Source organism: Quyinboa ferrireducens (assembly GCF_042436675.1).
Taxonomy (GTDB): domain Bacteria; phylum Bacteroidota; class Bacteroidia; order Bacteroidales; family UBA5342; genus JBHJHP01.
Genome location: NZ_JBHMVA010000001.1, coordinates 178,373 through 192,396, shown reverse-complemented (window position 1 = coordinate 192,396; position 14,024 = coordinate 178,373). Strand labels below are relative to the sequence as shown.

Genomic DNA, 14,024 nt, shown 5'->3' with positions numbered 1-14,024 from the left:
TGATACCGGAAAACTTATTCAATATTTAGATTATAGACTCCTGTTACCAGTATTTTTTTAGATTGTGGTACATCAGTAAGCTCTACCAGTTTTTCTGTTTTTCTACCAGTTTTTATTTTTGCTTTACTGAAAAAATAATCTTCAGGTGTTTCTTTTTCATACATTAAGATATAGGCATCATTATCTGAGAATACTACTGCAGACTCAGGTAGAGCAAACACCATTTCTGAGTTTGTAATAACATTACCTTCCACAAATTGTTGATTTACAAAATTTGCAGATTCGGAAGCATCAATATCCGCAAAGCATTCAATGGAGCGGGTATCGGGCATGATGGCCTTACCAACTGAAGCTAACTTAGCTGTATGTTTGATGGTTTTGTTACCGGCCGGAGAGAATTCAATGGTTTGACCCGGTTTTAATTTATTGATGTCTTTCTCAAAAACTGAAAGTTTAATCTGGAAAGATTCAGGATCAACAATTTCAGCAATGGTTTGCTGCGGTTCAATAAACTGTCCAACGGTTGCATTTATGTTTGTAAGATAACCTTTAATGGGTGCCTTAAGTGTATAAGATGTATAAAAATTACCATCCTGAACCCGGTTTACATCCAACCCTATTTTCTCTAATTTAAGTTTCAAAGCATTAAATTTGGCTCTTTCTGCCAAATAGTTGCTTTCTGCCATGATATACTCTTTTTTTGAACCAATATTTTCGTCATTAAGCTCTTTGGTTCTTTCGTATTCACTTTTCAGTCGTTTGAGCATGGCAGCTGATTCTGCATAGTCTTTTTGCAGATCAATCAGCACACCTCCCGATATTTCTATTAAAGATGTCCCTTTAATAGTTTGCATACCGGGTTTTCCATATACCTTGCTGATTATTCCGGGGACAGGAAGGCTGATTTGTGCTTTCCCGTTTGCTTTGGGCGTAATTGTACCTGTAAAGTATACCATATCAGAAAACGGGCTTAGGGCAGGTTCTCCCAAAGCCATCTTTTCGGTATCAAACTGGGCTTTTGTTATTTGAATCAAATCTGAAGCAGTTTCTTCAGTCTCTGCAGATTTATGCTGACAGGATAAAAATACGGTACTGAATAATAGTATGGATAAAATAAAGTGTGATTTCATAATCGTTACTGTTTATTTTGAATAGTTTATTATTTCTGAAGAAATGACGTTGTAGTTAAAAAGATTATCATAATAATCAAGCTCAATTCCTGATGCTGACTCGAAACTAGTGACAAACTGGTAGAAATTTATCTCCCCAAGTTCATACGATTTCAATGCTGTTCTCATTATTTCTTTGTACAGCATTTTCCCTTCAGTAAAGTAGTAATCAAGTAAAGCTTTGTATTTTAACCGTGAATTTATGAGTTCATTTAAACTTGTGTTTATTTTTTTAATCTCATTCTCTGATGATATGGTTTGTGCATGACCCGCAATTTTTGCAGCCTGGATTCTGGCTTTGTCATCTGCAAAAAGAAGTGGAATAGCCACGCCAACCTGAAAACCATGGTAGATCTTTGAATTATCATAACGGTTCGATCCAAGAAAGTAATTAACCGTGAAATCAGGAAGCGTTTTATTCTTCTCAATTTTAATCAGGGAATTCGTAAAGTCATTCTCAAACCTGAGGAGTTGAATCGATGGAACCGAATCCGTTTTCAGCGTCGTTGTTTGTATGAACTCAAGTGAATCAGATACATAAAAGTCGGCATCGTAATTCATTAGTGTTTTGAGTTTTTTGTAAGTATTTCCCAGATCAATTTCAATGGAGTTCAGAAATATGCCTGTCTGACTTTTTTTAGCTTTAATATTTAATACATCAAGTCGGCTGATGTCACCTTTTTCCGCTCTTTTTTCAGAATTGTTCAGTAACTCCGTATATAAACTGTCCAGTTTAAGATACAGCTTTTGCTTATTCCGAAGCATCTGGTAATTGAAAAATGCATATGAAACATCTTTAATGACAATCCTTTTTTGAATGTCTAGTCTTGTTTTAGCCATGGAGACTTCAATAGACCTGGAATTGCTTTGAGCCGAATAATACGTTGGAAAACTAAAGCTCTGTTCAACCCCCCATACTTTCAACGGGTAACCGTTTTCAGCAATATTATTCTGATCCAGTCCATAATTGACCGTTGTTTTATCAAATGCATATGCCGTTTTCTTTAAAGCCTTACTTTCATCTACTTTGAGCGAATATGCCGCAATATCTGCATTGTTTTGAACGGCAATGTCAATCGCTTCATTTAAGTTCAGTGTTTTGTTTTGTCCGAACAACGAAAGGCCGGGCATTAGTAATAACAAGATGATAATGCTAGTACTATTTGACCGGATAAACCGTAACGGAAAAAGCTGAATGCGTTTTACGTTGTAAAATATTTCGTAAAGGAGTGGCAGAGCAATCATCGTAAGCATGGTAGATGTTACCAGTCCGCCAATGACTACTGTGGCAAGCGGGCGCTGCACTTCGGCTCCGGCTCCGGTAGATATTGCCATAGGCAAAAATCCTGTGGCTGCCGCACCTGCAGTTAGCATAACAGGGCGCAGGCGGTCTTTTGTTCCTGTCATGATCAGCTCCCGCATTGATTTCATACCCTGATGTTCCAGTTCCTTTAAATGTTCAATGAGTACAATTCCGTTTAGTACAGCTATACCGAACAATGCGATAAAACCTACACCTGCAGAAACGCTAAAAGGCATCCCGCGTAACCATAACAGGAATACACCTCCAACAATAGATAATGGGATCGCTGTGAAAATCATGATGGCATCGCGCAATGATTTAAAAGCAAAATGTAAAAAGATAAATATTAACAACATTGCTATGGGAACAGCAATCAGCAGGCGGTTGGATGCGTTCTGTAAATTCTCAAACTGTCCGCCATATTCAATATAATTTCCGGGACTGAGTTTGACATTGTCATTTATGCGCTGCTGTATATCCATGATCACAGATTGCAAGTCGCGGTTTCTCACATTCACACTAACTACAACACGTCGCTGGGTGTTGTCACGCGATATCTTAGCCGGACCCTGCGTGTAAGAAATTTCTGCAAGTTCAGACAATGGTATTTGTGCACCTGTGGAAACAGGAACCTGAAGTTGTCGGATATTTTCAATGCCTGTCCGGTTTTCATTTCCAAAACGCATGACCATATCAAACCGTTTTTCACCTTCAAAAACAACTCCGACAATTTTCCCCCCAAAGGCAGATGATAAATACGTGTTTAAATCGTCGATATTAACGCCATAATATGCAATTTTACTTCTGTTATATTTTACCCTGATCTGTGGCAGACCTGATGTTTTCTCCAGTATAACATCACTTGCACCGGGAATATCAGCAATTAAATCCTTCACCTCCGCAGCTTTTTGAGTGATATAGTTAAGATCTTCACCAAATATTTTAATGGCAATATCGGATCGTACACCTGTTATGAGTTCGTTAAACCTCATTTCGATGGGCTGTGTAAATTCATAATCAATTCCGGGAATAACCGATAATGCATTTTTGAATTTATCAGCCAGTTCTTCCTTCCCTTTTGCAGCAGTCCATTCTTCCCTTGGTTTTAATTTGATGATCATATCGATTTCTTCCATCGACATCGGGTCGGTTGGTACTTCTGCCGCACCAATTCTGGATACTATCTGATGAACTTCATCGGGAAATTCCTTTATCAGTATATTTTCCATTTTTGTAGTTGTCTCAACTGTTTTCGAAAGGGATGTGCCGGTTTTTAATACGGGTTGGATCACAAAATCACCTTCATCAAGTGTCGGAACAAATTCACCGCCCATTTTTGAGAATAATACACCTGTGAAAATGAGTGATATAATAGCAAGCCCAAGCACAATCTTTTTGTGATCATAGGACCATTCGATAACCGGGTGATAGGAATTGTAGGCGATCTTCATGATCCAGTCTGAAATATTTCGTTTTTTCGTTTTTCCTGGTCTCAGGAATAAAGAAGAGGCAACCGGAAGCCAGGTAAGCCCCATAATCATGGCGCCAATAATCGCAAAGGAAAAAGCCAGTGCCATTGGACGGAACATTTTTCCCTCCACTCCACTTAATGAAAGAATGGGAATAAATACGATCAGAATAATCACCTGTCCGAAAATGGCGGACTGCATCATTTTTGAAGCTCCTTCGTGTGATATCCTGTCCATAATAGTTTGGCGCCCATTTTTGTCACTTTCCAGGATCTCCTTTTTTTGCACCGTCATTTTTATGGCAATAAATTCTACGATGATCACCGCACCGTCTATTATGATTCCAAAGTCCAGTGCGCCCAAACTCATTAAATTGGCATCGATCCCAAAAATATACATCATTGAAATGGTGAACAGTAGTGCCAAAGGTATCATGGATGCAATTACAAGTGCGGACCGGATATTACCAAGTAAAAGGATAACAGTCAGCATAACGATAATGGCACCAAGAACCAGGTTTTCAACCACAGTAAACGATGTTTTGGCTATCAGTTCGCTACGTTCCAGAATGGGATTAATGAATATGCCTTCCGGTAGATTCGTCTGTATCTCGGCCACTCTGGAGTTTACTTCATTAATAACCTCTTTGGAGTTTGCATTTTTGAGCATCATGATCTGCCCCAATACTGTTTCTCCTTTCCCGTTTGCCGTTATGGCTCCGAAACGGTTGGCATAACCATAATGAACTTTGCCCAGATCCTTTACTAATACAGGCGTCCCGGCATTGTTTTTAACCACAATGTTTTCTATGTCCTCCAGAGATGTTACCTGCCCATCGCCCCTGATAAAATAACTTTGGTTTGTCTTCTCAATATAGGATCCTCCTGAAATACTGTTGTTTTTTTCAAGGGCATTAAATACATCCATCAAGGTTATATTAAGGCTTAACAGGCGCGAAGGCTCAACCGCTACTTCGTACTGCTTTAAATAACCACCCCAGCTGTTTATTTCTACTACCCCGTTAATGCCTGATAATCTTCGTTTGATGATCCAGTCCTGAATGGTCCTTAATTCCATTGGAGAATACTTGTTTTCGTATCCGGGTTTTACATCCACAATATACTGGTATATCTCACCCAGTCCGGTTGTGATAGGACCCATTTCGGGTGCACCGTAGGCTTCGGGAATATTGGCCGATGCACTCTTGATTTTTTCGGCAATTAACTGACGGGGAAGATACGTGCCTAAATTTTCTTTAAACACAACGGTAACAACCGAAATACCAAATTTTGATACTGACCTGATTTCCTCTACTCCAGGCAAATTGGCCATTTCCATTTCTACAGGAGCAGTAATAAACTGCTCAATCTCCTGGGTCGATAGGTTTCCTGAAGTTGTAATGACCTGAACCTGGTTGTTGGTAATATCAGGTACTGCACCAACCGGTATTCTAAGGATGGAATAAAAACCAAAGCCTGCAACTGTTAATGTGAAGAGAATTACGATCAGTTTATTTCTGACACTAAAATTTACAATTTTTTCTAACATGGTGAGTAATATTCAGTAAAATTGAATTCTTTTAATAATTATCAATAAGACACTATGTCTGTAATAAAAATCTAGTTTTGGGTGGAAGAGAATGATGACTGATACAATTCTTCAATTGCATTCAGAGTATTTCGATTTACTATAAATTATGTATCGCATATATGATGTGTATACATGACTTTCTCAGCATTTATTAAATTTTCCCCGGATCTGAAGCACTATATCTTCTATTTTAAATCCCGGCAACTGTTTATGGTTGAAATAATCTTTTAAGTAATTATCCAGATCGCTATCGAAATAATCTTCAATTACATCGCATTCGGAGCAGTATAAATGATGATGATTTTCCGTCAGTCCATCGTAACGCATAATATCCCTGTCTGTCTTAACTTTTTTAATGATATTCTTTTCAACCAGGGTTTCCAGTACCTTGTAAACTGTTCCGGTGGCTATATTAGGATTGCGTTCCCGGATGAACTCACAGATTCTTTCAGCTGTAGGATGGTTTTTAAGGGCATAAACAGCCTCAAGGATATTCATCCGTTGTGGTGTTACTTTTAGCCCTGCACCCACAAGTTTGGTTCTGACCTCTTCTGCTGTCACTTTCATTTGAATTGTATCTAAATAAGAATCATTCCTGTTTAGAAACATATAAATTTACGAATTGTTTTGGCGACATGAAAACAAATGGTAAATAAACATTGTAGAAAACAGATTTTATTTCATAAATCATTCCAGACCTGCTACTAATTACTCATCATTAGCCTCTTTCTTTACTAATCTATCCACTATCTGAGTATTGTTATAGATATAAGCTGTTATTAAAGAACCGGAATCATCCAGATAGAATGTTACGGTTAGCGGTGAATTTTCAACCTGATATACATTTCCTGATTTTGGCAGCAAGCTAAACTGTCGTCCTGCCGGATCTGTAACTTGAATTTTCCCGTCAAGGAGTTCTATTTGAAGGAATTCGTGACTAATGGTTTCATAGGAACCTGTAAGCTTGTGAAGATCAATTGCTGACGCAGTTGTGTGGTTTGTATTTAACGAAGGCAGTATGTAGCGGGTCAGTATCTCATCCTGGCGTTGAGGCTTCAGCATAAAATTACCACCTGTCATAACAAATACAGCATTGGCTTCAGGAATCAGCATGATGATCTGTTCTCCGTGACCAAGGGCAAATATAGTCCGGAATGATCTTCCATTAACAGTATAGTTTCTCATCCACCAGGTATAACCGTAATCCAGTGTTCCTGCATTGGCATGCTTCTCAGTTGAAACGCGTACCCATTCCGGCGAGATAATCTGCTGGTTATTCCATTTACCCTTATTAAGGTATAACATACCGAACTTTATCATTGTCCTGGGTGAAAGCTTCAGTGCATCAAGAAATTTATAATTCCCGTTTTCAATTATCTTCCATTCATATTCATCTGTTCCCAGCGGATCAAATAAAAAAGTCTTTGCAAAACTGTCCAGGGGCATGCCGGAAGTTTTTTCTATTATACCCTGGTGCAAAAAGTTAAAGCGGTTGTTGTACAAAAACGTTTTCCCTGGTTTGTTAATAAGATTTTTATTCAGGACGTAGTTGATGTAATCCGGTGACAGGTAAATCTCAGAATCATCACTTGGTCCATCTTCGTTATAGGGCTTCCACTCCAAGCCGGACGTCATACTTAAAAGATGTCTGATTTGTACCGGATAATTTTTTCTGATCCATTGGGTACTGTCCCTGTTCGAAAAATAGTTGCTGACATATTCATTCTCGTCCGGAATAAACCCGTTGTCAATGGCAATGCCAACCAGGGCTGATTGAATGGTTTTGATCACAGATTCTACCTTGTGTACATCATGGATGTTATAGTTGTGAAAATATTCCTCAAATACCAGTTTATTGTCTTTTACAAGCAGAAGACTGTGAACAGTAGCCATTTTACCGCTCAGGATATCTTTAACAAGCTGAACCAGATAGCTGGTATCAATGCCTGCATTAGCCAGGGTGCCGGTTGCAATGCCATCCTCTGCATGAACCGGAGGACGATATGTATATGAAAATTCGCGATCCCCGTTAGCTTTAAGGCGTGGTATTTTGTAATAAGTAAGTGCTTCTGGTGTAGTACGTTTTATGATAAACGGAGATGAATAGGTCGTTCCGGCAAACCGTATGCCTTTTATGATATTTTTATCAGGATTTAGTTTTCCGTCATATTTGTAGATTCCGCTTACAGTTTCATAGTGCAGACTGTCATTTTGAAACCAGACATGTTCTCCAGGAACGTGTAATAAGCCATCTTTCGGTTCATCAATGGTTAGTTTTAATTTTCCATTTTCAGCATTAAAATACAATATTTGGTTAGGAAAATTAACCGAATCCGCAAATGTAGCTTCCCAATAGCCTGTTATGGTCTCGTATTTGTTATGACAGGCTGAAAATAGTAACAGCGATGTAAGAAATAAATGGATGTGGTGAGGTTTCATGAGACTATAAATTGCAATGATATAAAAATGCGGTATAATTTTTAAAATTATACCGCATTAACGTAAAATATTTTAAAATGATTTATTTAATTTTTTCTTCAATTATAGAATCTTCAATTATTAATAAATTATTGTCAATTATTATCTGATTATTTTTCATTTCATCAACTAGTGTATCACGTTTTGATGAAGTTTCATAATATGGATTTTCAATTGCCGTATTATCGAATTTGGCAGAAGTTATTGTATATCCAGTAGTTGCCATAATTTACTCTTTAACATTACAAAGTTAGAAATTTTTCCAAATTAATCTAATAATTCTTTTTTCCACCCTTCAAACGTTCTATTGTCTTGAATTATTGTCTGTTGGTTGTTAGGTGGTGTCTGTATTGTTTGTCGATTTAATTTTCCTTCACTTACAAATACGTCACAACCATAATCAATACTTTCAATTAATGCTCGTCTCAATTGATAGTCAATATGATTCTGATTTCCTAAGATGACATTTGGATCAAAGGGGATTCTCAATTGAAGTTCAGATTCCAAGTCGTCATAAATATTCTTAATACATTTATATAGTTCCATATCCGGTTTTTCTATGTTTAAACCAAGTTTTTTAGCTTCATTTCTATGCATTGTATAATCATGAGAACCAGATTCAGAGCAAAGGAATTTGATAACAGCATCTTTGTTTTCAATTTTAATCTCGTGATATTCCAATAGTTTATCTGCCAACATTTGAATTTGAGCTTTGGATTTATAAACTTGACCTAAGGTAAGAGGATGAATATGCTTACTCAAGTCTATTAAAATGTTGGCGAGCCCTATTTGATCTTTGATCCCTAATTCACTTTTGGCCATCTGTAGATAGGCATCTACAAATTCTACGCTGATAGGAACTTTAGCATTAGGATTGTTTGTGCCTGGAATTTGAGGGTTTAATGGTCCATTCACACTTGGATCAATAGGTCCCAATGTCGCTTGTTTGGTCATAATAATTCTGTTTGCTCCTAAAGAGATTAATGTTCCTGCACTGTGACAATTAAAAGGTATTATTACTTCAAAATCTTTACAAAAGTTTCTTATCAAATTGACTAAAGTCCAAGCGGCAAGTGTGTTCCCTCCTCTAGTATAAATATAGAGGCTGATTTTTTCAACATCACCAATTTTGTCGAGGTGTTCTGTAAATGGACTTAAAATGTCTGAGGCAATTTGCGTTCCAAGATTTGGTCTGTCACTTGTCACATAAACCATTAATTTTGAATTTCTTCGTTCCTCAAGTTCTTTGTAAAAGGTAATTCGGTCTTTTAGCATAATTTTATATTTTGAGTATAATTACGTAATAGTTAGACTAATATTGCAGATGTTTTGGTGAGTTACTATATAATAGGCCATTTAAATTCATTTAGGATCTTTAAATTTAAACAATTAATGTTTTATAATCAAGAAGATTTGAATTGCTGTGATTAATTAGCACTAAATATTGTATTTTAACAAAAGATTCCGTTTAATACTTGATTTCGAAAGAGAGTAAAATAGGGTATGTCGAACATATCACATAAAAACCTATATTTACTCAGTTTTATCAATCCCAACGACGCAACATTGAAGAAGATCGATTACGCCTTTTTAAGCTATCTGTTTTTCAGTACGTTTCTCATGGCATTTGCAATAGATGCATCTGTGCATATTTTACCACTGATTTTAATTCGGATACTGATACTACCAATAGTTTTTCTGCTGATATATTATGAAAAAAGGACTTTGAACCCTGTCCTGTTGCTGATGCGTTACGCTTATCCGCTGATTCTGAGCGGTTATTTTTATTCCGAAACAGTACATTACAACAAGTTTCTCTTCAGCAATATTGACCCACTGTTGATTCGGGTTGATGAAGCCCTTTTTGGCATGCAGCCGAGCCTCGTTTTTTCAGAGCACTTTCCCGGTCATCTGTTCAGCGAACTGATGTATTTTGGATATTTTAGTTTTTATATTCTTCTGGCCGGATTTGCAATTTACGTTTTTGTAAAAAAGAGGGATAGCTTTAAGCGTCTGATGTTTGAACTGACTTTTTCAATGTATGTATTTTATTTGTTGTTTAGTATCATTCCATCCGAGGGTCCGCAGTTTTACTTTTCATATCCCGAAAATGTGGTGCCGGGAGGGTATTTATTCGCTTCTGCTGTGCATTTTGTTCAGAAAATGGCAGAACAGCCTACTGGAGCATTCCCCAGTTCGCATGTGGGCATCTCGGTTATTATTCTGATTCTTTCAAGGAAATATATTCCGCATTTTTTTCATGTGATATGGCCGGTGGTCATCATTCTTATCTTTTCAACCGTTTATATCAAAGCGCATTACGCTGTTGATGTGATAGGAGGATTGGTTCTGGCTCCGTTAATACTCATATTGTCCGGCTTGATATACAGGATTCCTGACGGATGGAATAAAACAGGTTCAACTTAATTTTACAGCATGGTTACAGTTCGGGAAGTTCTTAATAGAAGCGATCTGAAGACGTTTATTCATCTGCCGTTTAAAATTCACAGACACCATAAGCAGTGGTTACCGCCGCTTCTTTCGGATGAATGGAAAGTATTTGATAAAACAAAAAACCATGCCTTTGAACACTGCGATACCGTTATGATTCTCGCAGAAAAGGATGGGAAGGTGGAAGGCCGTATCATGGGCATCATAAATCATGTGTATAATGCCGGCCATAAAGAAAACAATGCCCGCTTTTGTTTCCTGGAATGCACAGAGGATTATGAGGTTTTTGAAGCACTGACAGATGCCGTGGAAAAATGGGCAAAGGACAAAGGAACCGAAAAAGTGGTAGGGCCACTGGGATTTTCAGATAAGGATCCGCAGGGATTTCTAATTGACGGGTTCGATGATCCGGTTACAGTGATGGTTACGAACCATAGTTTTCAGTACATGGTTGATTTTACCGAGCGACGTGGTTATGGCAAAAAACTTGACTTGTTTCAGTACAGAAGTACGATCCCTGAAATTGTTCCTGATGTATATTATCGCATAGCGGAAAGGGTTAAAAAAAGAGGTTTTAAGGTATTGAAGTTTAAAAACTCAAAAGAAATAAGACCCTATGTTCAGCCTGTGTTCGACCTGATTAACGAAACGTATACCGATATTTATGGCTTTGCGCCTTTGGATGAGCAGGAAGCCAGAGAATTTTCCGAGAGGTTTTTGCCGTTATTAAATCATGAATACATCAAGGTTGTGGTTGATCCTGACAACAATGTTGTTGCCTTTATCGTGGCCATGCCGGATATAAGTAAAGGATTTAAACAAGCAAAAGGGAGGTTATTCCCAATTGGGTTTGCATATATTTTGCGCTCATTTAAAACCACAAAGCAATTGAACCTGCTTCTGGGTTGTGTGAAAACTAATCTTCAGAATTCAGGCATTGATGCCCTTATGACGGTGGCCTTGTTTGAGTCTGCCAATAAAGGAAAACTGACTACCCTTGACAGTCATTTGATTATGGAGGAAAATCTTCGCATGCGGGCCTTAATGGAACGGCAGGATTATACGATATACAAGAAATACCGGATTTTTGAAAAAGATATAAGTTAAATCAGTAGGTTAGCTTATATATTCCCAGGTTCAGTCCGTTTTCTTTATCTGAGAAAACTTTTTCAGAGAATAATCCAAACTGTACATTTTTTTCGTTTGCCAGATCAGAACGGGGGAAAATAAGCTTTTTGTCCTCCAGATTGTTTTTTATCAGTGTTTTTGACCATGTGCCGTCCTTTTCTATTTCAGCCATAAAAAGTCCTGATTTTAGCGGGTCGTCCATTCTTCTTACTTCTGCTTCGGGAATCTTCTCAGCCGTTGTGTTTTTTATAAAATCATTGAAGAAAAGCAGAATCCGGTCCCCTTTCTCTTTGACCATCATCGAGCTGTATACGCCGTTATCGTTGAATGACCACTGCTTTTTAGGGATAACAGTGTAATCGGATACCTCGCAGCTTTTGTCAGTTTTTATAATAATAGCGGATCCAAACTGGTAAAAATCATTATGAACATAAGACCCATATCTGGGATCATATGTATTATACTTTCTGTAAATAACATTATCAAAAACCAGCCATCTTTCTTTTCCGCGAAATATAACATCAATGATTTTATATTGTTTGGGCAGACCTTTGTGCTTATTTAATTTTGATTCTTTTGTATTCAGAAGGTCTGCTATAATATCCTTTTTAAATGGTTGTTTTACATCTTGTTTCAACAATCCTGTTTCAACATCAATAGTAATATTAAACAGACCATTGGCATCATCTCCTCCAAACCTGTTATCAACATCTGAATACATGCCCCAGCACTCAATATTATTCTGATCGGGTGACAGTCGATAATCAAATGTGGAATACTCATAATCCATAGAATAAACATCCACGGTTTTAAATGCATTGTCCGCTTGACTGATGTAAAGATTCAGTTTTATTTCCTTCATGTAGCTGGGCCGCAACTGGTTATTTTTTCGTTCTGAAATGGCGACGATAATGCGACCTGAATCTGTCACTCTTATTTTTCCAACGTTTGTCCATTGTGCTTCATAATCTGTAGTCAGAAGATAATACCCTATAGATTGGTTGGTGGCATTGTATAATATGAATTCAGACGTGAATGCGGCTTCATCAGTAGCACTGACGGGAGCCATCACTGTGAGAAAAGTATGATTTGCCGAAGTTACCACCTTCATGCTGTATTGTTCAAATAATTCCCCGATCTTAAATGATCCGATTTGTTTAACTTTACCAACTGCTTTACCGGTTTTATCAATTTGTTGAATAGCTATGTACTGCTTCATATTTCCCGGATCTATCGCAGAAAGGACCATGTAATTTTCATTGTTGAGATTCACCAGATCCACCGGTGTGAAATAGAATGAAGCATTATCTGCCGCTGAAAGTTTTATCTCCTCTGTATTTATCAGCTTTAAGTCATCGGAGTTGTAAGATTCAACATAAAAATCTCTTTTATGATCCTTTTTTAAAACCTGAAGTACGCCATCCCTACTGTCAACAGCCGAAATAATATTCTGAACGGTTGTAAATTCCGGTTCGCTGTAATTCAGTTGAACGTTTTCCTGTGAAAATAGTATGGAAACATATCCGGTCAGGAGAACTATAAGTATTGAGGTTCGCATATCCTTATTTTTTTAAGCTAATAAAATTAGTAAAATCCCGGGGATTATCGAAAGAAAGATTCAACGCTTTCATATTCTTAACATCAATGGTAATGTGGATAAATCAATTCAGGAATCAGTGCAGTAAAATTGTTTTTGAAGTGTAGAAATGATTGGGAACAACATTATAAATCTATATAGTTATTCATTGTTTACAGTTCATTTTTCATTGTTCGGTTCCTTATCGTAATTTAGTTTCAATTTGAATTGATGAGAGATCAAAGATATTGTTTCAGAGGATGATAGGAATTGTTATTTTTGTTTGCTATGAGGAGCGATTTAGCTCTGAAAATAATTAACTTGAATTGTATGAGAGTACAACGATTAATGGTTGAGAAAGAGGCTGAACAAGATCAGGCTGATATTGATCTGTCTCTTATTGATGACCTGATTAATACTTACCGTGGAAAGGCAGGAAATCTGATTCCTTTGCTTCAAAAAACACAGGATATTTACGGATATATTCCGCGTCAGGCCATGGTAAAAATCTCCGAACAAGCGGGACTTGAATTGAGTGATATGTACGGTGTGGCAACTTTCTATACACAATTCCGCCTTAATCCGGTGGGGAAAAACATCATAAAAGTGTGCCATGGTACTGCCTGTCATGTCCAGAATGCTGGAACCATTACTGAATCGCTTGCTGAGAGCCTGAAGGTGAAGGACGGTGAAACAACTCCCGATGGAATGTTTACACTGGAGTCAGTGGCATGTTTAGGATGCTGTTCCCTGGCACCGGTGATGATGATTGGTGATGAGACCTATGGAAAACTAACCGGCAAACAGGCCGTTCGGATCATCCATGAAATAAGACTAAAAGATAATTCCACAAAATAAGA

Annotated in this window: 10 protein-coding genes; 3 read left to right on the top strand and 7 right to left on the bottom strand. The window is 37.5% G+C overall.

Annotated features, from left to right (window positions below):
- Positions 1-14 precede the first annotated feature (14 nt).
- The 6 genes from ACE01N_RS00795 to ACE01N_RS00770 all read right to left on the bottom strand — a co-directional run bounded on the left by ACE01N_RS00795 (position 15) and on the right by ACE01N_RS00770 (position 9,284).
- Positions 15-1,130 (bottom strand): efflux RND transporter periplasmic adaptor subunit, encoded by a 1,116-nt coding sequence (locus tag ACE01N_RS00795; RefSeq protein WP_380583856.1) that lies wholly within the window; start codon positions 1,128-1,130, stop codon positions 15-17.
- Positions 1,131-1,142: 12 nt separating this feature from the next.
- Entirely contained in the window at positions 1,143-5,489 is a 4,347-nt protein-coding gene (locus ACE01N_RS00790; protein WP_380583854.1) for a CusA/CzcA family heavy metal efflux RND transporter, read from the bottom strand.
- Between the two features lie 183 nt (positions 5,490-5,672).
- Positions 5,673-6,098: a Fur family transcriptional regulator gene (locus ACE01N_RS00785; RefSeq protein ID WP_380583852.1), complete on the bottom strand. Its 426-nt coding sequence runs from the start codon at positions 6,096-6,098 to the stop codon at positions 5,673-5,675.
- A gap of 141 nt (positions 6,099-6,239) precedes the next feature.
- Positions 6,240-7,970 (bottom strand): serine hydrolase domain-containing protein, encoded by a 1,731-nt coding sequence (locus ACE01N_RS00780; RefSeq protein ID WP_380583850.1) that lies wholly within the window; start codon positions 7,968-7,970, stop codon positions 6,240-6,242.
- An 82-nt stretch (positions 7,971-8,052) separates the two neighbouring features.
- The gene (locus tag ACE01N_RS00775; protein ID WP_380583848.1) at positions 8,053-8,235 is read right to left on the bottom strand and encodes a hypothetical protein; all 183 of its coding nucleotides are present in this window, start codon (positions 8,233-8,235) and stop codon (positions 8,053-8,055) included.
- Positions 8,236-8,276: 41 nt separating this feature from the next.
- Entirely contained in the window at positions 8,277-9,284 is a 1,008-nt protein-coding gene (locus tag ACE01N_RS00770; protein ID WP_380583846.1) for an SDH family Clp fold serine proteinase, read from the bottom strand.
- 228 nt (positions 9,285-9,512) lie between these two features.
- Between ACE01N_RS00770 and ACE01N_RS00765 the strand changes: the two genes are divergently transcribed.
- Both ACE01N_RS00765 and ACE01N_RS00760 read left to right on the top strand, forming a co-directional pair.
- On the top strand, positions 9,513-10,436 hold the full coding sequence (locus ACE01N_RS00765) for a phosphatase PAP2 family protein (RefSeq protein WP_380583844.1): 924 nt from the start codon (positions 9,513-9,515) through the stop codon (positions 10,434-10,436).
- A gap of 9 nt (positions 10,437-10,445) precedes the next feature.
- Positions 10,446-11,567: a hypothetical protein gene (locus tag ACE01N_RS00760; RefSeq protein WP_380583842.1), complete on the top strand. Its 1,122-nt coding sequence runs from the start codon at positions 10,446-10,448 to the stop codon at positions 11,565-11,567.
- Position 11,568: 1 nt separating this feature from the next.
- Here ACE01N_RS00760 and ACE01N_RS00755 read toward each other — a convergent pair whose 3' ends face one another.
- Positions 11,569-13,146 carry a hypothetical protein gene (locus tag ACE01N_RS00755; protein ID WP_380583840.1) on the bottom strand — a complete coding sequence of 526 codons (1,578 nt, stop codon included), beginning with the start codon at positions 13,144-13,146 and terminating at the stop codon, positions 11,569-11,571.
- A 348-nt stretch (positions 13,147-13,494) separates the two neighbouring features.
- Between ACE01N_RS00755 and nuoE the strand changes: the two genes are divergently transcribed.
- A complete protein-coding gene (nuoE, locus tag ACE01N_RS00750; protein ID WP_380583838.1) occupies positions 13,495-14,022 on the top strand; it encodes an NADH-quinone oxidoreductase subunit NuoE in 528 nt (175 codons plus the stop codon).
- Positions 14,023-14,024: the final 2 nt, after the last annotated feature.